20 protein-coding genes and 1 other annotated feature are annotated in these 21,302 nt (G+C 47.0%); of the genes, 11 read left to right on the forward strand and 9 right to left on the reverse strand.

Translation table 11 applies throughout. From position 1 onward, the window contains the following. Positions 1 to 61 precede the first annotated feature (61 nt). The 4 genes from KNP96_RS15335 (at position 62) to KNP96_RS15350 (ending at position 4,070) form a co-directional block, all read left to right on the forward strand. Positions 62 to 613 (forward strand): maltose acetyltransferase domain-containing protein, encoded by a 552-nt coding sequence (locus KNP96_RS15335; protein WP_371816420.1) that lies wholly within the window; start codon positions 62 to 64, stop codon positions 611 to 613. A 99-nt stretch (positions 614 to 712) separates the two neighbouring features. Beyond that, positions 713 to 1,798 carry a site-2 protease family protein gene (locus KNP96_RS15340; protein WP_088838115.1) on the forward strand — a complete coding sequence of 362 codons (1,086 nt, stop codon included), beginning with the start codon at positions 713 to 715 and terminating at the stop codon, positions 1,796 to 1,798. A gap of 180 nt (positions 1,799 to 1,978) precedes the next feature. Beyond that, the gene (locus KNP96_RS15345) at positions 1,979 to 3,367 is read left to right on the forward strand and encodes an MATE family efflux transporter (RefSeq protein WP_214771692.1); all 1,389 of its coding nucleotides are present in this window, start codon (positions 1,979 to 1,981) and stop codon (positions 3,365 to 3,367) included. 127 nt (positions 3,368 to 3,494) lie between these two features. Continuing rightward, positions 3,495 to 4,070, forward strand: coding sequence for a 3'-5' exonuclease (locus KNP96_RS15350; protein ID WP_214766410.1), 576 nt, complete (start codon positions 3,495 to 3,497; stop codon positions 4,068 to 4,070). 160 nt (positions 4,071 to 4,230) lie between these two features. Here the strand turns inward: KNP96_RS15350 and KNP96_RS15355 are convergent, their stop codons facing one another. From KNP96_RS15355 to KNP96_RS15365, 3 genes are all read right to left on the reverse strand, one after another. After that, positions 4,231 to 5,346 carry an NADH-dependent flavin oxidoreductase gene (locus KNP96_RS15355; RefSeq protein WP_214766408.1) on the reverse strand — a complete coding sequence of 372 codons (1,116 nt, stop codon included), beginning with the start codon at positions 5,344 to 5,346 and terminating at the stop codon, positions 4,231 to 4,233. A gap of 101 nt (positions 5,347 to 5,447) precedes the next feature. After that, complete coding sequence (locus KNP96_RS15360) at positions 5,448 to 7,556, reverse strand: MMPL family transporter (RefSeq protein WP_214771694.1); 2,109 nt, start codon at positions 7,554 to 7,556, stop codon at positions 5,448 to 5,450. 68 nt (positions 7,557 to 7,624) lie between these two features. Then, positions 7,625 to 8,425: a hypothetical protein gene (locus tag KNP96_RS15365; protein WP_214766404.1), complete on the reverse strand. Its 801-nt coding sequence runs from the start codon at positions 8,423 to 8,425 to the stop codon at positions 7,625 to 7,627. Positions 8,426 to 8,533: 108 nt separating this feature from the next. On the opposite strand from KNP96_RS15365, the gene KNP96_RS15370 reads away from it, so the two are divergent. After that, a complete protein-coding gene (locus KNP96_RS15370) occupies positions 8,534 to 8,707 on the forward strand; it encodes a YycC family protein (protein ID WP_088838124.1) in 174 nt (57 codons plus the stop codon). Between the two features lie 63 nt (positions 8,708 to 8,770). Here KNP96_RS15370 and KNP96_RS15375 read toward each other — a convergent pair whose 3' ends face one another. Together KNP96_RS15375 and pulA are read right to left on the reverse strand one after the other, a co-directional pair. Next, positions 8,771 to 9,253 (reverse strand): hypothetical protein, encoded by a 483-nt coding sequence (locus tag KNP96_RS15375; RefSeq protein WP_029331967.1) that lies wholly within the window; start codon positions 9,251 to 9,253, stop codon positions 8,771 to 8,773. Positions 9,254 to 9,390: 137 nt separating this feature from the next. Further along, on the reverse strand, positions 9,391 to 11,400 hold the full coding sequence (pulA, locus tag KNP96_RS15380) for a type I pullulanase (protein ID WP_214771696.1): 2,010 nt from the start codon (positions 11,398 to 11,400) through the stop codon (positions 9,391 to 9,393). Between the two features lie 106 nt (positions 11,401 to 11,506). Between pulA and KNP96_RS15385 the strand changes: the two genes are divergently transcribed. Further along, a complete protein-coding gene (locus tag KNP96_RS15385) occupies positions 11,507 to 12,001 on the forward strand; it encodes a YajQ family cyclic di-GMP-binding protein (protein WP_214771699.1) in 495 nt (164 codons plus the stop codon). A gap of 48 nt (positions 12,002 to 12,049) precedes the next feature. Here KNP96_RS15385 and KNP96_RS15390 read toward each other — a convergent pair whose 3' ends face one another. Next, positions 12,050 to 12,832, reverse strand: coding sequence for a 3-hydroxybutyrate dehydrogenase (locus KNP96_RS15390; RefSeq protein WP_214771702.1), 783 nt, complete (start codon positions 12,830 to 12,832; stop codon positions 12,050 to 12,052). A gap of 115 nt (positions 12,833 to 12,947) precedes the next feature. Between KNP96_RS15390 and KNP96_RS15395 the strand changes: the two genes are divergently transcribed. From KNP96_RS15395 to KNP96_RS15405, 3 genes are all read left to right on the forward strand, one after another. Then, entirely contained in the window at positions 12,948 to 13,832 is an 885-nt protein-coding gene (locus tag KNP96_RS15395; RefSeq protein WP_214771705.1) for a LysR family transcriptional regulator, read from the forward strand. Positions 13,833 to 13,918: 86 nt separating this feature from the next. Continuing rightward, entirely contained in the window at positions 13,919 to 14,329 is a 411-nt protein-coding gene (locus KNP96_RS15400; RefSeq protein ID WP_088838130.1) for a carboxymuconolactone decarboxylase family protein, read from the forward strand. A gap of 63 nt (positions 14,330 to 14,392) precedes the next feature. Further along, entirely contained in the window at positions 14,393 to 14,986 is a 594-nt protein-coding gene (locus KNP96_RS15405) for a metallophosphoesterase family protein (protein ID WP_214771708.1), read from the forward strand. Positions 14,987 to 15,050: 64 nt separating this feature from the next. Here KNP96_RS15405 and KNP96_RS15410 read toward each other — a convergent pair whose 3' ends face one another. Both KNP96_RS15410 and argS read right to left on the reverse strand, forming a co-directional pair. Further along, the gene (locus tag KNP96_RS15410; RefSeq protein ID WP_088838133.1) at positions 15,051 to 15,656 is read right to left on the reverse strand and encodes a hypothetical protein; all 606 of its coding nucleotides are present in this window, start codon (positions 15,654 to 15,656) and stop codon (positions 15,051 to 15,053) included. Between the two features lie 29 nt (positions 15,657 to 15,685). Beyond that, positions 15,686 to 17,368: an arginine--tRNA ligase gene (argS, locus tag KNP96_RS15415; protein WP_088838135.1), complete on the reverse strand. Its 1,683-nt coding sequence runs from the start codon at positions 17,366 to 17,368 to the stop codon at positions 15,686 to 15,688. Positions 17,369 to 17,424: 56 nt separating this feature from the next. Beyond that, positions 17,425 to 17,645, reverse strand: a binding site (T-box leader). Between the two features lie 129 nt (positions 17,646 to 17,774). On the opposite strand from argS, the gene KNP96_RS15420 reads away from it, so the two are divergent. Both KNP96_RS15420 and KNP96_RS15425 read left to right on the forward strand, forming a co-directional pair. Continuing rightward, positions 17,775 to 19,451, forward strand: a complete 1,677-nt coding sequence (locus tag KNP96_RS15420) for a GGDEF domain-containing protein (RefSeq protein ID WP_214771711.1) — start codon at positions 17,775 to 17,777, stop codon at positions 19,449 to 19,451. A 15-nt stretch (positions 19,452 to 19,466) separates the two neighbouring features. Continuing rightward, a complete protein-coding gene (locus KNP96_RS15425) occupies positions 19,467 to 20,243 on the forward strand; it encodes an alpha/beta hydrolase (RefSeq protein ID WP_214766394.1) in 777 nt (258 codons plus the stop codon). A 109-nt stretch (positions 20,244 to 20,352) separates the two neighbouring features. Here KNP96_RS15425 and trhO read toward each other — a convergent pair whose 3' ends face one another. Next, positions 20,353 to 21,270: an oxygen-dependent tRNA uridine(34) hydroxylase TrhO gene (trhO, locus tag KNP96_RS15430; RefSeq protein WP_088838140.1), complete on the reverse strand. Its 918-nt coding sequence runs from the start codon at positions 21,268 to 21,270 to the stop codon at positions 20,353 to 20,355. Between the last annotated feature and the right edge of the window lie 32 nt (positions 21,271 to 21,302).

The raw sequence follows: 21,302 nt of genomic DNA on the forward strand, positions 1-21,302 counted from the left end.
TTGCTTCTCCCCGTCCGATTTAGTCTAATGAAGATATACATACCGTTAGGAGATGATTCATGTGACAGAAAAAGAAAAGATGATTCAAGGTCAGTTGTACTTAGCCGGGGATGCGGAGCTCGTGGCGGACCGGAAACGGGCGCAGATGCTTTGTCATCAATTCAACCAACTGAGCATCGAAGAGCTGCCCGACCGAAAATCTCTCCTGCAACAACTTTTCCGGACGGAACAAACGGATTTTTACATCGAACCGTCTTTTAAATGTGATTATGGCTACAACATCACGCTTGGTGCCCGGTTTTATGCTAATTACGATTGTGTGCTGCTCGACATTTGCCCGATTACGATCGGTGACAACTGTATGCTTGCTCCGGGCATCCATATCTATACAGCGACGCATCCGTTAGATCCTGTCGAACGAAATAGTGGGTATGAATTCGGCAAACCCGTCGTCATCGGGGATAACGTCTGGATCGGCGGACGAGCTGTCATTAATCCCGGTGTGACGATTGGCGATAATGCGGTCATCGCTTCCGGGAGCGTCGTCGTTAAAGATGTCCCTGCGAATACGGTCGTGGGTGGAAACCCTGCTAAGATCCTCAAAACGATTTGATATGGGAAACAGACTGAACCGGCGGCAAATGAAACTTTTTTTCTTAATTTGGCGTACACTAGAGACAGAACGTCATATTTATGGAAGAAGGAATTCATGATGGATAAAAAACGTTGGGGAGGCCTTGCCGTCGCCGGAGCATTTTTGCTCTCGAAAGGAAAGGTCGTCCTTGCACTCTTAAAATTTTCGAAGTTCGGAGGAACGCTGATTTCGTTCGGTATTTCGCTTCTCTTTTATGCCCAAATTTTTGGTGTTTGGTTTGGTGTTGGTTTGCTTTACCTATTGTTCATTCATGAGATGGGACATTTAGCTGCTGCAAAACGCCTGGGTTTTAAGACGGGACCAGCGATTTTCGTTCCGTTCATGGGGGCCGTCATCGGGATCAAAGATACATTCCGAACGCCGAAACAAGAAGCAATCTTAGCCTACGGGGGTCCGCTCGCCGGACTGCTCTCCCTTATCCCGCTTTTGATTGGATATGCCGTGACAGGAAATGATTTTTGGCTCGTTATCTTCCACTTAGGTGCCCTGCTCAATCTATTCAATTTACTCCCGGTCAGTCCGCTCGATGGCGGACGGATTTTAGCTGGTCTGCCGATCGTCGTCTGGATTGCAGGACTCGCTGCCCTGATTGCCTACGGTCTCACCCATTTCAGCATCATCTTATTGTTGATCGCTTTCCTCGGCGGCAGTGCCGTCTGGAAACGGTACCGTTTTGCGAAACAATACGAAGACAATCAATCCGTCCTGATGTTGTACCGGGCAGCCCGCAACCGTGTTTTACAAGCAAAAGCGGAACAGGAACAACAGCCAATCGCTGAACCGGCTGAGAGCGATCAACTCGACTCAGGTGAGACTACAGTCTCCGCTACATCGAGCTATGATCCGATTGCATGGACTTTACGCCATGACTTGCAAAGTCTGCGGAGTGCAAGTCCGGAAGAAGCAAAACCAGCTGCTGACGAACTCTTACGCTATCAATATGATTCGGCGAATGATTACGATGCCTTGCTGCGTCGACTCGACCAACGCATCGAACCGTTGCTTGAAGCGGAAAAATCGGTTGAGTACCACCAGATGCCGAAAAAACAACAAGCGATTACGTTAGTTGCCTATTTGGCACTCGGAGCGATTCTCTTCCTCGCTTTCGAATACTCAAAAGGCTATTTACCGTTACCCTCTTAACGCGCAAACACTCCGTCACTGTACTTTTGTCGGAGTGTTTTTGTTTTCATACCGATTCGTCACAAGGACAGAACAGTTCCTCTTTGCACATTGCCTGGAGTGATTTCTTGCATCTGCCGACCCAAGCGACTAGTCTGAGTAAAAGTCAACGTACTTACCTTAAAGGAGGCTCTCCTACCGATGAATAAGAATACTGCCCAACTGGGAGATGCACCCATCAATAAATTATTGATTGGATTATCGCTCCCGGCGATGATTGGTATGCTCGTCACTGCGCTCTATAACATCGTCGATACGATTTTTGTCGCCCAAGGAATTGGGACGATTGCTGTCGCTGCCGTCGGAATCGCGTTTCCCGTCCAACTCGTTTTGATGGCGATTGCTAATTCACTTGGAATCGGCGGTGCCGCGATTGCCTCCCAACGACTCGGTCAAAAAAATTTAATCGGAGCCAGTCGCGCATATGCGAATGTCTTGATGGTCGTGTTCGTCGTCAGTATGCTCGCCATCGTCTCCGCCTTCATCTTCGTCGAGCCATTGTTGCGTGTCTTCGGGGCAACCGATGAAATCATGCCATACAGCATCGATTTCTTGCGTGTTTTGCTGTTCGGTTCCCCATTCTTCATGTTGACGATGGCATCAAGTGCGATGTTACGGGCGGAAGGACGCGCGAACTACCAAATGCGTGTCATGTTGACAACTGTCGCCATTAATACGATTCTGACCCCTTTGTTCATCTTCGGATTCGATTGGGGCATTAAAGGAGCGGCACTCGGGACCGTCGTCGCTCAAATCGTCGGTTCCATCTTGATTTTCCGATTCTTCTTTACGAAACAGAAAAAGACAAGTCTCCTATTAGACCGTGAAGCCTTCCGTTTTGAACCAAAGCTCGTTGTCCGGATGTCGCAAATCGGTTCGTCGTCCTTCATCATGCAAGTCTCCCAATCCGTTTTGTTCATCACCGTCAACCATATGCTCGTCCGATACGGGGGGACGACGGAACTTGCGACCTTCGCCGTCATCAACAAATTCATGGCGCTCGTCGGGATGCCGATCATGGGAATCGTCCAAGGGATGCAGCCGATCGTCGGCTACAACTTTGGTTCGAAACAATTCGACCGCATGTCGCTCGCCATCAAACTTGCGATGCGGTACGGTCTGTCATTATCGATTACACTTTGGTTATTGATTCAACTCTTCCCACGCTTCTGGGTCGGAATGTTCACGAATGATACCGCACTGCTCGATGATGGTTCGACCGCGATGCGGATTCTTTTCGCCGTCTCGTTTGTCTATGGGATTCAGATGATCATTAACGGCATGTATCAGTCACTCGCGAAAGCCCGTGTCGCGCTTTTCCTTTCTTTATCACGTCAAACACTTTACACGATTCCACTCGTGTTGATTTTACCGATGTTCTTCGGCGTCAGCGGTGTCTGGTTCGCCTTTCCGATTGCTGACTTGATGGCAGTCCTGACTGCGAGTGTCTTTGCTTATCGCGACCGGGTCATGCTCTTTAAGCCCCAAGAATATACAGACCCAGCACCTGAAGCCGTTCAAGCTAAATAATTATCATCGCCGTCCCGTTCACATGTCATGTGAGCGGGTTTCTTGAGGAAAAAAGATGCTTGGGCCGAAATACGAACATGCATTCTAAGTCTGAATACGGTATGCTCTAAGAAAAGGAGTGATGATTATGGTACAACCCTATACATTAGCCATCGACTTTGAAACAGCGAATCGAAACAGTCGCAGTATTTGTGCATTCGGTTGGTCTGTCCTCGCGAACGGTCAGGTCGTTACGAGTAATCAAGTCTTGATCAATCCAGAAGAAGAATTCGATGCCGGAAATATTCGGGTCCATGGCATCCGTCCGAGTGACGTTTGGAACGAACCTGCTTTACCGGAAGCGATGGAACAACACGGCTTATATGATTTGATTGCCGGTGCCGAACTGATTGTTGCACACAATGCAGCATTTGACATGGGTGCTCTGCAAAAAGCAATTCAAAAGTATGACTTGTATCAAATCCCCGCATTTCGATATGGCTGCACCGTCAAGCTATCCCGTAAACTTTATCCGTGGCTGCCGAATCATAAATTGAACACGATGGCCGAGTTTTTAGGTGTATCGTTTAAACACCACGATGCAAAGGAAGATGCCTACATTTGCGCATTGTTGCTAAACGATATGCTCGACCGGACAAATCTTGACCATCCCGTCACCCTCCACGAATTTTGTGGTGTACGAATGGGACAAGTCGCTTATTAATTCTTATTTGATAGGCGATTTGTTCGGATACAATAAGATGACGCTCATGGTTGCTTTTCGCTTTGGAAGCGATCCACGACGGAACGCGCTTTAAAACGTCTGCATGCTAAAAGGAGGACTCGACTACATCGTCGAATCCTCCTTTTTTTAAGCGCGTTGTTTAGTTTGTTGTTTGTTTAATCGGGAACCAGCCTGGACGGCTAATAATTCCTTGCCACAGTGCATCCGGCATCACGAGTTCTGCTTGTGTTGTTGGATCAAGTTCTGTCCGAATCGACGCGACGTCTCCTGCTTCGACTTTTTCGACCCAGTTCGGTTCCATGATTAATTCACGACCGAGTGCGACGAGCGGCACTTCTGTCAAGGCACGTTCGACTTCTTCTGGTGTGTGGAGTGATCCGACACCGATGACTGGAACTTGTTGTCCCACACGCTCTTGAACGAGTGTGATTGGTGAACGTGTTTCGTTTTCATCACGAATCGAACCAGCAAAGAAGTTCATGACGGAGACGTGCAGGTAGTCTAAGTCTTTTTTAGCGAGCACATCAACGAGCTGCATTGTGTCTTCTAGTGTAATCCCCGGGTTTTCGATTTCTTCTGGTGAGAAGCGATATCCGACGATGAACGATGGGTCTTGTTTTGCGACCGCTTCGACTGCATCGACGACAGCAAGTGGGAATGCCAAACGTTTTTCAAGGCTGCCCCCCCATTTGTCATCACGACGGTTTGAGTGTGGTGAGACGAATTGTTGAATCAGGTACGTATTTGCACCATGAATTTCAACACCATCAAATCCAGCTTCCATCGCACGACGCGTCGCTTGACCGAATGCTTCGATGATGGCTTCGACTTCTTCTGCTTCGAGTGCACGTGGTGTCATGGCACCTTCACGTTCTGGCGCTACAGCACTCGCGCTGACCGTCTGCCCGCCGACGAGTTCTGGTGGTGCCATCCGGCCTGCGTGGAAAATTTGAAGAATGGCTTTTGCGCCTTTGTCTTGGATCGTTGTTGCAAGACGTTTTAAGCTTGGAATGAGTTCATCACGCTCTGCGCCGAATTCATTCGGGAAACCTTGTCCATCCGCTGTGACGTTGGCACAAGCTGTGATGACTGCACCGACGCCACCTGAACGTGCTGCATAATAAGCGAGTTCCGCTTCCGAAACTTCACCATTCTCTTCTGCCGCATAGTTTGTCATCGGCGCCATCATGACGCGGTTTTTCAGTGTCACTCCGTTTGGAAGTGTAAACGTATCAAACATCTTTTCATTAGCCATTGAAACATATCCTCCTCTGAAATCTTAACTTGAATATCGTCAGTATACGCTCGGACTTTTCAAAATGCCTAATGATGTGCCTAGCCAATCTGCTCGCTTGTTTAGTGGAGCTTCGTTTGACGTTTCCGTCGACCGCCCGGCCACCACCAGTTCCAGTGTCCGAATAACTTCATCAAGGCTGGAACTAACAGCATCCGAACGATCGTCGCATCGATGAAGATCGCGAGCGCAATCCCGACACCGAGTTGCTTAATCGGGCTGACACCCGTGAAGGCAAACGCTCCCGTGACGACGATCATGATCAAGGCAGCCGATGTGATGATTTTACTTGTCTTCGCAAGCCCCATTTCCGTCGCGACGTCATTGTCACCCGTCTCGTCATAATATTCTTCCATCCGTGAAACTAAGAATACTTCATAGTCCATCGATAGACCGAATACGAGCGAGAAGATAAAGACCGGCGTCAAAATGCCAATCGTTTCTGCCGGAAAAACGAGTCCTGATTCAAATAAAATGACGAGCAATCCGAAGGTCGCACCGAGACTGAGTAAGTTCATCAAAATCGCTTTAATCGGAATTAAGATCGAGCGAAACGCAATCAATAAAATCAAGAACGTCGCGAGTAACACGACACTGAGCGCAAGCGGCATCTTGTCATAAATCTCATCGTAGATTTCTTGATTGAATGCGGCAGGACCACCAATCGTAAAGCCCATTTCCCGGACTTTCCTGACCCAGTCCTGCGAGGCTTGATCACCGGGGTCACCGGCTAAATTGACGTTCACCCGGGCGACGTCCGCGTCAAATGCAATCCAAGGGGTCAACTGTTGTTTCGCCTGCTCGATTTGAACGGCTTGCTGCAAATCGAGTCCGTTCTGCTCGGCTAAGGTCGCGCCGGAAATTACTTCTTTCACACCGCTATCTGTTTGAAACTGTCGTGTCGCGTCCTCGAGACGACTGAGTCCTGCTTCAGACGAAAAGTCTCCCTCGACTAACACGACTGCGTCGGTCCCGTCATCCCCAAACGTTTTTTCCCATGACTCAAAAGCAAGCCTTGATGCATAATCTTCCGGCAGGGCACTCGCTTGCGGAATGTTCAACTCAAGATCACGCAATGGAATCAAGCACGGGACGAGTAATATCAATGAAAATACCGTAATCGCCACAGGACGCTTCATGACGAAGCGCGCCAGATTCCGCCAGCGTCGTTCACCACGATCCGAGCCCGACTTAAAAATCCGTCCTTTTTCTAATCCTGCACCGAACAGTGCGAGTAAAGCAGGGAGTAACGTGATGGCACTAATGACCGCGCCCAGTACCGAGACGAGTGTCCCGATTGCGACCGCTTGAAAGACGTCGACATCGATGACTAACAGACCAGCGAGCCCGACAAAGACGCAAATCCCAGAAAATAAAATCGAACGACCGGCTGTCGCGACAGAGACTTCTGCTGCCCGCGCAATCGAATACCCTTTGCCCTGTTCCTCTCGAAAACGATTGACGTAAAGCAGTGAAAAATCGATTCCGAGCGCGAGTGAGATCATCGCGACGGCGTTTAGAACGAAAATCGATAACTCTTGTTGTCCCGCGACAAAATAGAGAATCCCGGCACCGAAGATGAACGTAACGAGTCCCATGATGAGCGGTAAGACAGCTGCCAAGGGTGTCCCGAAGACGATAAGTAAGACAAGTAAAGCCGCTGGAACACCAATCAATTCAGCACGAACCAAATCGTTTTTCGAGGCCGTGTTCAAGTCGTCGACGATCAGTGGTTCTCCAGTTAGACGGACAGTTACATCACTCGGAACATCCAGCTTGTTTTCGATGGCTTTTGCCCATGTCCGTTCGATGTCCGGTGTCCCGACCGTAAGATATCCTTTGCCGTCCCGAATCGCTTGTGGATTTTCGGTTGGTCCAACGACCTGTCCGACTCCTTTGATGTCACGAAACAACGTGACATGCCGCGTCATTTCTTTGCGAATCGTTTGTTCATCCCCTTCAAACAAGACGATGATTTGATGGGGGTCTTGCTTAAATTCTTGTTCTAACACCTGCTCCACTTGTTGAAATTCCCCATCACGGGTGAAGCCGTTCCCTTTCAATTGATCGGGTAACTGAAGGGCGAAATACCCAAGGACAATCAGTGCAATCAACCAGACGAGACTGATGCTTTTTCGAAAACGAACAATCTTCTGACCAAGACGTTCCATCTGTCGACTCCTCCTTTTTTCTACTTAGACAGCAAAAACATCCTTCGTACGACCGACAAAGGATGTGTTTACGTCTTGTGAAAAATTTGAACCCACGTGTTTCCGAAATTCGGTGACGTCGAAACGATTGCTAGTCGTCTTGCCTGTTCGTCAAGCAACAGACTTTTTAACAATACGGACGACTGACACCCTTCAAATTTAAACTTTAATTGTTTGTCCTCATAGAGGTAAAATCGTGTCGCATCCGTGACAGAAAACAATTGTTTCTGACTATCGACGAGTGAATATTCTTCATAGTCCGAGAACGGGATGACTTGTTCTTCTTGCTTGACCGCATCCCAAATGACGTATCGCGTCTGATCGGGATCGTACGAGATGATTGTCGCCGGCGCAATAAATCGTTCGAACGTCAACTGTTCATTGTATCCACGCTCGACGATGCGCCCTAATAAAGGGGCTTCGTCATAGTCTGAAAAAGTTCCTGCTTCCGTCATCAAATCAAAGCGGACGATATCCGTTTCCGCTGCGTATAAGAACAGTTGATTGCCACTCCACTCATACAGGTTACTAAACCAAGCATCCGCCCAGATATCCGGGCGATTCATATATGTTATCTGACCATTCTTTAAATCAAGTAATCCGAAGACAATCGTTTCTTCGAAGACGATGAACGCACGACTTCCATTCGGTTCGAGGTACCACGTGAATGGAACATAAGCACAGGCTGTTTCCCAAACTATTTTTAAATCCGCATCGCATTTCGTAAATCCTCCTTGCTCTCGAAACAAGACGAATTCCTCTCCTACTCGTTCAAATAACGATACCGATTCATGGAGCAACAGCTCAGCCGCTGGTTTATACATATACATCACTTCCTACCTCCTACGGTATCAACCTTCTTGATTTCTAGCTACTGTCGATGCGCTCACGTTGTATGTCTTGTATACTAGAACCAATCATCAAAAGGAGGATTTTTCATGAAACCATTACAACTTTCTGCTGATACGGCAGTCGAGCTCGCGAAGCGTCTGAATGTACCACTCGAACAATTGATGCATATGCCGCGTCACATCTTAATCCAAAAGTTAGTCGAACTCGAGAGCGAACAAGCGGATGCTGCAACTGAATCAAGTGATGAGGAGACAAACTGAGCTCCACTTCTGACAAGCAGCACTCCAATCCGTACGAAAAAAAGAGGCGCTAGGCCTCTTTTTTTACGCTTGCGGATTATACTCCGACTTGCCGTACCGAAAGACATTGACAATTGCTTTCCCATCACTCGGATATCCATTCGGATGATCAATCGGAAAGAGTGAAAAGAAAACAAAGTAGAAGGAGAAATAAGCGAACTGATACGTAAAGATCGATGCTTCGAACACTCCGGCATAAATCAATCCGTTGACGATTAAAATACCTGCAACGTTCGCTAACGAACCACCCAAGTACACCATGATGTTCGTAAATTTATTTTCATGCCGGAGTGCCTCATACTGGCACCAGCCATCCCAAAAGTAAATTCGATTCAAACGAATCGGTCCGACACGTACCAATGACTTGCCTGACCCAATATTGATTTCCATATTTCCTCCGAACAATCGTGCGAAGAAATAATGCCCCATTTCATGAATTAATGTCACAATCGGTAATAACAGAAAAAACGATAAGAAAAATTTCCAGATATCATCAAATCCAAACATGCTGACGCTCCCTTTCAGAAAACTAATCCTCTAAATACTACTTAATCTATTTTCCCGCATCAGATGAATTAAAACTGGATTATCTAAAAAGAATTAATACGAAAAGATGACAGCCGCAACGCGACTGCCATACTAGGTTACTCTTTTTTTCGACGTTTGTTTGCTGCATATAAGAGACCGATGATCGTCAATGCCGCGCCACCCGCGACCGCATACTTTTTATAGTCTGCTTTTCGCTCGGCCACTACGGTCGTTGTCAGTGCCGGAATCAATAATTCCCGTTCCTCGTGCAGACGAGGCGCATGAATTTTGACTGCCCCGTTTTCGACAAGCACTTCGAACTCACCACTTGGCAATTCAATCGTTACGTCTTCATCTGTCGCATTATGATAGACGCGTTGCCGCTCGACGTAACCTTCATACGTCCGCTTCAGCTCATATGCAATGATGCCTTCCCCTTCTTCTAGGAAGCGGAGATGTTTGCGAATCATCGCTGTATTTTCAAGGCGGAACATCGGATATTGACGACGCATCGCTATCAACCCTTTGACATATTCAACGGAAGAACTGAATGTCTCTGCCCGTTCATAATCAAGCCGATTCACGACTTCTCCCGCATTGAAACTATCACGAATCCCATCCTTCGTCCGGAAGAACTCTTGACCCGCGTGGAGGAACGGAATCCCTTGTCCCGTCAAAATGATCGCATTGGCAAGCATTTGACGCTTACGTCGTACTTCATCCGTATCCTCCGGGCGTGAGACAGAGAGCTTGTCCCAAACTGTTAAGTCGTCATGCGCTTCGACATAGGAGACGACTTGGTTCGGCTCATCCGCAAAGCCTTGCGATGAAACGTTCCCGGCAATCCCGCGCTTGACTTCATTCGTCCGATCGAACGCCCCACTGATAAAGCCGCGGTTCTCCGGTGTTTGGACATCTCCTTTTAACCCGTCACGCAAGCCGTTATTAAAGTGTGCAATCCCCGGCATCTGCGGGGCATTGAAATAGTTCGCTTTTTGGTCGAGCGGTAACGGTGTATCAAGATCCCAGCCTTCACCGATGATTAAAATCGACGGGTCGATTCGATCGAGTGCATGACGAACTTGGTTCATCGTTTCGATATCGTGGAGTCCCATCAAGTCGAACCGGAATCCGTCGAGATGATACTCTTTTGCCCAGTACGTCACGCAATCGATGATGAATTTCCGCATCATGAAACGCTCAGAAGCTGTGTCATTGCCACAGAAACTACCATTCGAAAGCGTTCCGTCTGCCGCTTGACGGTAAAAGTAACCCGGAACGAACTGACCAAGCGGAACCTTTTCTGCTTCATAGGTATGGTTGAAGACGACATCCATGATGACTCGGATTCCACGGTCATGCAGTGCCTGGACCAATTCTTTGAGCTCACGGATGCGTGCTTTCGGATCATCTGCGTTTGATGAATAGGAACCTTCCGGTGCAAAGAAATTGACCGGATCGTATCCCCAATTGTAATTATCCGGATCGTTTGGTGCTGCTTCGTTGACCGAACCGAAATCATAGATAGGAAGTAATTGGACGTGCGTCACACCTAAATCAGCTAAGTAGTCGAGTCCCGTCAATCCACCATTTTTCGTCCGCGTACCTGCTTCCGTCAATCCGCGGAACGTACCTCGTTCGACCACACCACTCGCCGGATGACTTGTCGCGTCGCGAACGTGCAACTCATAAATGACAGCATCTTGTGACGAATGGAACATCGGTCGCTCCTCAATCCAACGGTCCGGTTGTACGTTGGACGGATCGATTAATGCACCACGCTTTCCGTTCGTTCCGACTGCTTTTGCATAAGGGTCGACCGCTTCGACTTTCTGACCGTCGACGATGGCTTGAAATGTATAAAAATAACCTTCATACACAGCACGATCGAGTTCTGCGACGAATGTCCCCCGTTCAGCGGCTGACAGTTCGACTTCCTCTACTTTTCTTGCACGCAGCGTCCGGTACAGACGGATGACCACACGTTCCGCCGTCGGTGCCCACAATCGAACACGAATCGTCGTCTCTTCAAAAGTCGCACCCAAGTCCATTCCTCTATAGGCATAACGCTCATCCATCTCCTTTGGCGTGAGCGTCAACATATCTGCTGTTTGTTTCAAAGCCATGCACCCCTTTCATTTCATGGTATTCATTATAACAAAATTTCAAAGTGGTGGACGCTTCCCCTGTTCCTCTCTAAAATAGAGAATAGAACGAAAGGGGAGATGCCATATGGCAGCAAAAGATAATTCATTTGATATCGTGTCACAAATCAACATCGAGGAAGTCAAAAACGGGATGCAAGTCGCACTGAAGGAAATTACGAACCGCTTTGATTTTAAAGGTTCGAAGAGTGACATGAAACTTGAGAAAGAGGATTTAATCCTCATCTCGGATGACGACTTTAAACTCGATCAAGTCAAAGACGTCTTGACGACGAAGTTGATTAAACGCGAAGTCCCGACAAAGAACTTACAGTATGAAAAAGTCGAACAGGCAGCCGGGAACACAGTCCGTCAACGTGTCATCCTAAAGAGCGGAATCGACCGTGATGATGCGAAAAAAATCAACAATGCCGTCAAAGAATCCAAATTAAAAGTCAAAACGCAAATTCAAGATGACCAAATCCGTGTCACGGCTAAATCGCGTGATGACTTGCAACAAGTCATGCAGATCGTCCGTGAGTTACCATTATCTGTCGACGTTCAGTTCATCAATTTCCGTTAAGCAGCAAAAATCCCTTTCTCCAAGTCGGAGGAAGGGATTTACTTATGCTCATTGCGCTGTATATCCACCATCAAGGACGACGGCTTGACCTGTCACGCCAGCTGCTTTATCACTTGATAAGAAAATTGCATAATCTGCGATTTCTTTCACTTGCAACAAACGCTGTTGTGGGACGAGCGGGTAGATGACTTCTTCTAAGACAGACTCAAGTGGTACGTTCCGCGTTTCAGCGAGTGAAGACAATTGTTTTTGGACGAGTGGTGTATCGACGTAACCCGGGCAAATCGCATTGACCGTAATACCGGATGTCGCACCTTCAAGTGCTGCTACTTTCGTTAAGCCAATCACGCCATGTTTCGCACTGTTGTATGCAGCTTTCCCGGCGAAGCCAATCAAACCATTAATGGATGACATGTTAAGAATCCGTCCGAATTCTTGTTTTTTCATAATCGGGAACACGTATTTCGTATAGAGAAATGGTGCCCGTAACATGATACTTTGCATCAAATCAAACGTCTCTGTCGAGAAGTCTTCGATGGGTGAGACGTGTTGCATGCCGGCGTTATTGATGACGATATCAATTTTTCCGTAATGTGCCATCGTCTGTTCGATACTTGTTTTAATCGCTGCTTCACTCGTTACGTCACCCGCGACCGCAAAAGCGTCAAATCCTTTATCCGTCAGTGCTTCTGCTGCATTTTTCGCTGCCTGCTCCTGCAAGTCGACAATCACGACCTTAGCGCCTTCTTGCGCAAATTCTTCAGCGATTTCAAGACCGATTCCACTAGCTGCTCCAGTAATTAACGCTACTTTTCCTTCAAGTTGTTTCATTTCCATCTACTCCTTCTTTACGGTTTCACTTCTTTTACTGTACGCTTGCAAAAACAATAATAAAAATGAATCCTTATTATGCTATGTATAACCATTAGGAATAGGAGGAAATACGATGGATTTTCGACAACTCGAATATTTTACTGAAGTCGCCCGGTTTAAAAGTTTCACGCGTGCTGCCGATTATCTTCATGTCACGCAACCGACTTTAAGTAAGATGGTCCGCAGTCTTGAAGAAGAACTCGATATTGCACTATTTGATCGCAGTAAACGGCAAATCGTTTTGACAGACGCTGGTGAAACACTCCTTCTTGAAGGTGAAAAAATCTTACGTCAACTTTCTGATCTCCCCTCTCATCTCTATGACGTAATGCACTTAACAAAAGGAACCATCCGGATTGGCCTTCCTCCGTTAATCGGTTCACTCTTTTTCCCCCGTCTGTTGCATCAATTTTCAGAACAGTACCCGATGGTAACAATCGACATCGTCGAGGCCGGCGGTCACGCCTTAGAGAAAGCCGTCGTCGCGGGTGACGTCGATTTAATTGCGACCGTCTTTCCTGCAGATGAAAACTTAACCGTTTACCCCTTTATGGAAGAAGAGCTGCACCTTTTTTTACCGGAACACCATCCGCTCGCTTCACGCGCTTCCATCGCGTTAGAAGAAGTTTCACAGATGCCGTTCGTTTTGTTTAATGAAACCTTCTCTCTCCATAACGTCGTTTTAAACGCCTGCCGAACGGCTGGTTTTGAACCGACTGTTACACATGTCAGTTCGCAGTGGGATTTCCTTTGTCTGCTCGTCGCAGAAGAAAATGCCGTGACACTTCTCCCCCGTTCGCTCGCAAACCGGATTCAAGTCAACGGGGTCAAAACAGTTCCGTTAGAAACTCGCGTACCCTGGCAATTAGGTGTCGCTGTCCCGACCGGACGTTATCAGTCGTATGTCACACGGGAGTGGATTCGTTTCGTCCAAGATTCTTATTCACAAAAAGAATGATATGTATAAAAACCATGTATTTGTAGCATGATTTTTCTTTCGTTATGATGGAATGTATCGTTACTTCAGAAAGGAAGTTATTTACTATGTCAACGCATGAAACACGTCACGAAGTCGGTCTCAAAAAATTAAGTGAGTTCACAGATGCGAATTCAGCTCAATCCACACATGATAAAATCTCAGAGTCATTAAAAGACATCGCACCTGCCGTCGGCGAATGGATTACAGATTTTGCTTACGGTGAAGTGTATAGTCGCACCGGACTCGGGAACCGTGACCGTGCACTCGTCACAATCTCGACGCTCGTCACACAAGGAACAGAACCGCAACTTGCCTTACACATCAACACGGGGTTAACAGCCGGTCTCTCAGGAAATGAAATCGTCGAAGCCATCATGCACCTCGTGCCCTATACAGGTTTCCCTCGTGTCTTAAATGCCCTTGAAGTCGCAAAAACTGTTTTCGCAGAACGTGGTATCACGGTCGAAACGGACTAAGCGAACGGAGGATGGACAATGCATCTGGCAGGGTATAATCCTATTATAAGGGAGAGATGCTAGATGCAATATGCACTGATTGCCGATTTGCATAGTTCATTTTCAGATACGCGCGCCGTGCTACAGGATATCCGTAAACGTGCTCCACAAGCGACGATTTTTTCGCTCGGCGACGTCCATGAGTGCCATATCGGCAAAAAGAGAGCGCGTCGTCATACTTTTGAGTCCATCTCTGATGTCGTGACGCTTGATTTCGACTATGTTGCGCTACTTGATTTCGAAACATTACTCGGGAACCAAGAAGAACGGATTTTTTCAATCGTCCCAACCGGCGTATCCGGACTGCTTGACCGACTCCGGTCGGTCCCCCGGACAAAGCAAGTGGGTCACGATGTCCTGTTTTTACACGGTGATCAGTTCGAGTGGAGTTATACGTTAATACCGAACACCTCCCAATTCGAACAACGACTATTGTTTTTCGGTCATAGTCATCAACGTGGTTTGTTTCGCGACGGACGCCGGTTGTCGACGCAACTGGACGTTCCGATTTCCATCAAACAAGAACGGTATGCTGTCAATGTCGGTCCTGTTCTCGTCGAGCGAGAATGGTTGCTCTACGACACACAGGAAGAATCCATCGTCTACCGCCAAGCATGATAAAAAGACCCTCGGGTTAAAAGCTGGAGTCATCTCCATGCTTTCATCCGAGGGTCTTTTCTGATTACAGGTAACGGACGAGTGAAGCTTTCACTAAATCGACCTGCGTTAATTCATGTTTCTCGACGAATTTATCGACGACACGACGTACTTCTCCTTGACGACGGACGAAGCTTGTCGGGACCGGTGTTTTGCCGACAAGTTGTTCGTATAACGTCGTCAATTGATGATCATCGATGACGGTTGTCATCGAATCGAGGAACAATAAGACGTGGAGACGGTTGAGATAGTCCCATGGCTTGTCTTCCGACCGGAATTCATTCCGGGCCAACCATTTTTTAAGACCAATCGCATCGATTTCACTGAGTGTTTCCTTCGAACGTGGTGCTTTCCAAAGCGCTAAAAGTTCACCTAATTTTTTACGCGTTTGTTTTTTACCCATGAAAAATTCGAAGTTCACTTTCGTTTCGAGTGCATCTCCACTAACGGGTGCGATTAGATCGGCACCTGGTGCTGTCACGACATCAAAGATGAAGTCGACAGACTCTCCAGGCAACCATGTTGCCACTCTCCCGTGAAAATCAGCGATGAACGCAATCGCTTCTTTCATGTCTTCGTTCTTGATTCGTTCTGCTGCCTGCTGCAACCGTTCGTTTGTTTCTTTATTCATATGCTAACCCCATCTTTAATTTAATTTTATTACATTTCTTCTGGAGCGCCGACACCGAGGAGGCGTAGACCTTCCGTCAATACAATCGTAACCGATTTCACGAGTGCAAGGCGAGATTGTTTTGCCGCATCCTCTTCAAGGACACGTACTTGACCATAATATTTGTTAAAGCTTTGTGCGAGATCAAGGACATAACGGCTGATGATGGATGGTTCACGACGCACGAACGCCCGGTCAATGACTGCCGAGAATTGGTTAAGCATCGAGACGACCCCCCAGGCATAATCGTCAGCACTTCCGTCGAAGGCTGCACCATCATAGCCGCCTTTACGGAGTAACGAGTTGGCACGGGCATTTGTGTACTGAACGTATGGACCCGTCTCCCCTTCGAATTTCAACATCTGCTCGAGATCAAACTCGATATTGTTCATGCGTTCGTTTTTAAGGTCGTGGAAGATGACTGCGCCGACGCCGACTTGTTGTGCTGTTTGGTCGGCATTCGCAAGGTTCGGATTTTTCTCGGCGATATTTTGTTTTGCGACGTTGATTGCATCTTGAAGGACTTCCTCAAGCAAGACGATCCGCCCTTTACGCGTCGACATCTTTTTGCCATCTTTCATGATCAGACCGAATGGTACATGGTGCATGCCGTCAACATTATCAAAACCAAGCTTTTTCAAAACCGCAAACAACTGTTTGAAATGGAGCGCTTGTTCTCCGCCGACAACATAAAATGCTTGTTCGAAACGGTACGTCTCGAGACGATAGACCGCAGCTGCCAAGTCGCGTGTCGCGTAAAGCGTCGCGCCATCTTTTTTCTTGATTAGCGCAGGTGGCATACCTTCTGCTTCAAGATCAACGACCATCGCGCCTTCAGACTCGACGAGCAGTTCTTTTTCTTCTAATAAGTCAATGACATGCTGCATTTTGTCATTATAGAAGGCTTCTCCGTTCAGGCTGTCGAACTGTACACCAAGCATGTCGTAAACACGGCTGAATTCGACGAGTGAAACTTCACGGAACCATTTCCAAAGAACGGTTGCCTGTTCGTCACCTTGCTCGAGTTTTTTGAACCAGGCCCGACCTTCATCTTCAAGTTCCGGCTTACTTTCTGCTTCTTCATGGAACCGGACATAGAGTTTCAATAGTTCTTTGATTGGCTCAGCCCGGACATCTTCTTCTTTACCCCACATGTTGTAAGCCACCATCAATTTACCAAACTGCGTGCCCCAATCACCTAAGTGGTTGATCCCAACGACCTCATATCCTTTTTTACGTGAAATTTGGTTCAACGCATTTCCAATGACCGTCGAACGCAAATGTCCCATCGAGAACGGTTTTGCGATGTTTGGTGAAGAGAAGTCAGTGACAATCGTCTTCCCATTCGACTCACTTGATCCGTAGTCCGCTTTTTCGTTTAAGACACGATTGACGATTTCTTGCGAGACGACCTCACGGTTCAAGAAGACGTTGACATATGGTCCGACTGGTTGAACGTTCGCAAAGAGTGGATTATCGATTTTTTCAGCGACATCTACTGCAATCATGTTGGGTGCTTTGCGGAATGCTTTCGCCAACAAGAAGCAAGGGAATGCGAGATCTCCGTGGTCTTCATGTTTCGGTTGTTCAATCAGTTGCTCAATTTGTTCAAGTGTCAATGCGTCTCCGATGACTCCTTGTAAAACTTCAGCATATTGTTGTTTGTAGCTCATTGTATTACCTCCAACAGTTTATTTTTTCCAATAAAAAACGCCCTTTGCGCAACTCGCAAAGAGACGGAATGACCGCGGTACCACTCTTCTTGGTGTCGTTTTCGACACCCACCTTAATTGGGGATAACGGGGTTCCCCCGGCTACGCCTGATCGTTACGATTCGGATAGCGTCTCTGAAGTGCGTTTCACGATTTCTTTGTCCATTCAGGCTTCCACCGTTTCCTGATTCGCTGGCTGACAAGATAAAACCGTTACTTTCTTCGTCATCGACGATTTGATATCTTTCACATTATACGCAATGACTCGATTTCTCTCAACCTTATTTTTTTGTAAATCACTTATCATAATTTCCACAAATCGGGTATAGATACAGAAGGATCGCCACAGAGAGGGGTCTATTCCGCTATGGTTTACTATCGAAAAGTAGCACGTATGAGCTGGATCACTTTAGCACTTACTGTTGTTTTGCTGTTTCTTGCATCGCTTGCCTTTCCCGTCCATATGAACCCAGCGATATCGCTTGGAAATGCAAGTTATCTTCTCATTTTAGTCCTCCTCTTCCAATTCGATAACATCCGCCGTGGTGGGATTTATTATACATTTCAAGAAGGTATTATTTTATTCATTTTTCTTAATTACGGTTTATTGATTGCCGTCATTTTGAGTCAACTCGGTGTCCTGATTTTCCAATTATTTTCGCATAAAAAAGAAATTCGGATAAAACGATTCATCTACCTGTACCCCGTCAACGTCTTATTCGACATCGTCTATATCTCAGTTCCCGCCTCCGTTTACTTGCTACTTGGAGGTCCGACCGGCCCGGGCTTTACTTATACCGAATCACTTATCCCGTTTATCGGTTATCTGGTGGGTGTCTTTCTTATTTCCTATCTTCAATGTCGATTCGTCAATCGTTTCTTAAACTTAAAGTATGACTGGACCCGCCTCATCCGACTTCAGACACTCGTTTACGGAATCAGTATTTTAAGCGCGCTTCTCGGGATTTGGTTTTATGATGAAAACCCGTTAGTTGCTGCGACTGTCTCGACTTTAATTTTATTCTTATTCAAGCAACTCCTACAACAGCGTGGCGCATCCTTACAAGCTACACACAACGCTAAACGGTTCGACGATGCGAAGGAACGGTTGCTCGTTTCACGCTTTGAACGGGAAGCGATTGAATCCTTACTGATTGATTTACCTCATCTAATTGATTTCTCCGACGGCTGGCTTTCTATTCAGCAGCAACGAAAACAAATCATCTATGACATTCGGACAAAAAAGACAGTTGATGTCTTACCTTTATTTCATACGTTATCAGCGAATGATCTGCGGACTCCGATTCTCTATGGCCTTCGGTTCGACTGGGGAAATGATGTCCAACTCTCGCTTCCCGTCGATCGGCATTCGATGCTCGCGATTCCTTCCATCACAAGTGGAGAAGTCGATGTCTCAATCGTTTTATTTCATCAAATCGCTGATGCTTATGATGAAGCAAAAGCGGATGAAATTTATCGCCTGCTTCGGACATTTTGCCGCGTACTCGAGCGTTCCCAAGAAAACTTTCAATTGTATGCCGAAAGCCGGACGGATGCCTTGACCGATCTCCCGAACAGCCGTGCTTTTTATGAAGAGGGGGCACGCCAGTTTGCTTCCGAACACTTTCCGCTGTCGATCATCCTATTTGATATCGACCACTTTAAATACGTCAATGATACGTACGGACATAAAGTCGGAGATCTCGTCTTACGTGAGCTCGGAAGACGGATTAAATACGTCATCCACCGCAACGATTCCGTCTTCGCGGCACGTTATGGGGGGGAGGAATTCGTTGTTTTGATTGCGGATTGCTTACAAGACCAAGCAATCTCCATTGCTGAAGAAATTCGTCACACCGTTCTCGATCGCCCCTTCATTGTCGACGATCACCATCTCTCTATTACCGTCAGTCTTGGCGTCGATACAGTAGAACATCCTTACCAACGCACATTTGAAGAATCATTACGTCAGGCAGATCACGCACTGTATGTCGGCGGAAAACACAATGGTCGAAATTGTACAGCCCACTACGCTAATCTTTGAAAGGTTGTGTTTTACATGTCTATTACTGAAATTGAGTTATCGCTTCCGATGAATCAACAACGGCGGACATTACGGATTTATCGTCCCCCTGAGGTCGCGACGGATGTTGCATTACCCGTCATCTATATGCATGACGGACAAAATGTCTTCAGTGGTGCGAGTGCTTCCTTCGGTAAAGGATGGGATGTTCATCTCGCCCTCCACGAAGTCGGTCTACAGGCAATGATCGTCGCCATCGATAGCCCGGATGACCCGATGGACCGGTACGATGAATATGCGCCTTGGACGGATGACGCGTTATTGATGCGAACCGCATATCCGTCACACCGGACGACGATCGGTGGAAACGGGAAAGCTTATATGGAATGGATTATCTATGACTTGAAACCGTACATCGATTCGCACTATGCGACGATTCCGACTGATACAACGATGATTGGCAGCTCGATGGGCGGCGTGATTTCCTTATATGGCCTATTTGCTTATCCGGAAGTCATCACGCGTGCCGCCGCCTTATCGACAGCCGGATGGGCGAACTTCTCTTCTTTACTTGAGTTCATCGAGCGAAGTCTCCCACTGTCTGACGCGCACCGTTGCTACATGGATATCGGGACAAAAGAAGTCAGCGGTCCGATGACGGAAGAAGATTATTTGCACACGAATGATGTCATCTCGGCGGCAGTACGTCAAAAAGTCGAGCAGATGCAATACACCGTCATCGCAGACGGTATTCACCATGAGACAGCGTGGGCGAAACGTATGCCGGACGTGCTCCGATTTCTCTTTTCATAAGAATTAAGTGTTAACGCATTTGAATCATCTGCGTGACACGTCTTTTTCAGTGGTACAACCTAAAAAGGATGATGTACGCTCTAACGAGCACACATCATCCTTTTTCATCTTATTTCACGAGCTCTTCAGTCAGTTCTTTTTCATAACGATTCCGCGGATGTTCCCGGCATTCGTCGGAACATGAACGCATTACTTTCGGTTCACATTCTTCACAGCAGAAATGCTGACGATTACATTCCGGGTTCGCACAATTAACATAACGTGTTTCTGCCTTACCACAGTAGTAACACTCGGATACGACAGTCGGATTGACTTCATTGACAGGTACTTGAACGCGTTCATCGAACACGTACAGCTCCCCTTCCCAGTCTTCTCCACGCGTAACTTCATCTTTTCCGTACATGACGACGCCACCTTTCAGATGGAAGATGTCGTCGCTGTTTTGACGTTTACGGAAATAAGCCGTGAACTTCTCACAACGTACGCCACCCGTACAATACGTCAAGACTTTTTTCCCTTCGAACAAATGCTCATTTTCATCGAGCCACTGTGGAAACTCACGTGACGCCGCAACGTCGACCTTGACGGCATTTTTGAAATGACCGAGATCGTATTCGTAGTTGTTTCGGACGTCTAAGATGACGACGTCTTCATTTTGCATCATCTCTTTCCACTCAGCAGGCTCAAGATAGGCTGCATTTTCTTTCGGGACATTAAACTCATCTTCAAAACGCCATGTGACGAGCTCTTTTTTGTAACGCACGAAGATTTTTTTGAAGGTATGCTCTTCGACTTCATCGATTTTAAATTCGATGTCGCTAAAGCGCGGATCCGCTAGTAAATCTTGCATGTACTGTTCTGTTTGTTCGACCGTTCCAGAAAGTGTTCCGTTGATACCTTCTGGTGCAATCAAGATTCTTCCTTTGATTCCGAGTTCCTTGCAGTATGCCAGGTGCTCTTTTGTTACTTGTTCCGCATTTTCAATCGGAACATACTTATAAAATAATAGTACGCGATAAGGTTTCATAATCCTCATTGGCCCCCATGTCAGTTTTTTGC

The sequence above is a fragment of the Exiguobacterium sp. s133 genome (assembly GCF_018618595.1).
GTDB lineage: Bacteria > Bacillota > Bacilli > Exiguobacteriales > Exiguobacteriaceae > Exiguobacterium_A > Exiguobacterium_A oxidotolerans.

Excerpts from the sequence above, each read along its gene's own strand:
- KNP96_RS15340 (WP_088838115.1), top strand. The coding sequence starts at position 713 with ATGGATAAAAAACGTTGGGGAGGCCTTGCCGTCGCCGGAGCATTTTTG.
- KNP96_RS15345 (WP_214771692.1), top strand. The coding sequence starts at position 1,979 with ATGAATAAGAATACTGCCCAACTGGGAGATGCACCCATCAATAAATTA.
- KNP96_RS15350 (WP_214766410.1), top strand. The coding sequence starts at position 3,495 with ATGGTACAACCCTATACATTAGCCATCGACTTTGAAACAGCGAATCGA.
- KNP96_RS15355 (WP_214766408.1), bottom strand. The coding sequence starts at position 5,346 with ATGGCTAATGAAAAGATGTTTGATACGTTTACACTTCCAAACGGAGTG.
- KNP96_RS15360 (WP_214771694.1), bottom strand. The coding sequence starts at position 7,556 with ATGGAACGTCTTGGTCAGAAGATTGTTCGTTTTCGAAAAAGCATCAGT.
- KNP96_RS15365 (WP_214766404.1), bottom strand. The coding sequence starts at position 8,425 with ATGTATATGTATAAACCAGCGGCTGAGCTGTTGCTCCATGAATCGGTA.
- KNP96_RS15370 (WP_088838124.1), top strand. The coding sequence starts at position 8,534 with ATGAAACCATTACAACTTTCTGCTGATACGGCAGTCGAGCTCGCGAAG.
- KNP96_RS15375 (WP_029331967.1), bottom strand. The coding sequence starts at position 9,253 with ATGTTTGGATTTGATGATATCTGGAAATTTTTCTTATCGTTTTTTCTG.
- pulA (WP_214771696.1), bottom strand. The coding sequence starts at position 11,400 with ATGGCTTTGAAACAAACAGCAGATATGTTGACGCTCACGCCAAAGGAG.
- KNP96_RS15385 (WP_214771699.1), top strand. The coding sequence starts at position 11,507 with ATGGCAGCAAAAGATAATTCATTTGATATCGTGTCACAAATCAACATC.
- KNP96_RS15390 (WP_214771702.1), bottom strand. The coding sequence starts at position 12,832 with ATGAAACAACTTGAAGGAAAAGTAGCGTTAATTACTGGAGCAGCTAGT.
- KNP96_RS15395 (WP_214771705.1), top strand. The coding sequence starts at position 12,948 with ATGGATTTTCGACAACTCGAATATTTTACTGAAGTCGCCCGGTTTAAA.
- KNP96_RS15400 (WP_088838130.1), top strand. The coding sequence starts at position 13,919 with ATGTCAACGCATGAAACACGTCACGAAGTCGGTCTCAAAAAATTAAGT.
- KNP96_RS15405 (WP_214771708.1), top strand. The coding sequence starts at position 14,393 with ATGCAATATGCACTGATTGCCGATTTGCATAGTTCATTTTCAGATACG.
- KNP96_RS15410 (WP_088838133.1), bottom strand. The coding sequence starts at position 15,656 with ATGAATAAAGAAACAAACGAACGGTTGCAGCAGGCAGCAGAACGAATC.
- argS (WP_088838135.1), bottom strand. The coding sequence starts at position 17,368 with ATGAGCTACAAACAACAATATGCTGAAGTTTTACAAGGAGTCATCGGA.
- KNP96_RS15420 (WP_214771711.1), top strand. The coding sequence starts at position 17,775 with ATGGTTTACTATCGAAAAGTAGCACGTATGAGCTGGATCACTTTAGCA.
- KNP96_RS15425 (WP_214766394.1), top strand. The coding sequence starts at position 19,467 with ATGTCTATTACTGAAATTGAGTTATCGCTTCCGATGAATCAACAACGG.
- trhO (WP_088838140.1), bottom strand. The coding sequence starts at position 21,270 with ATGAAACCTTATCGCGTACTATTATTTTATAAGTATGTTCCGATTGAA.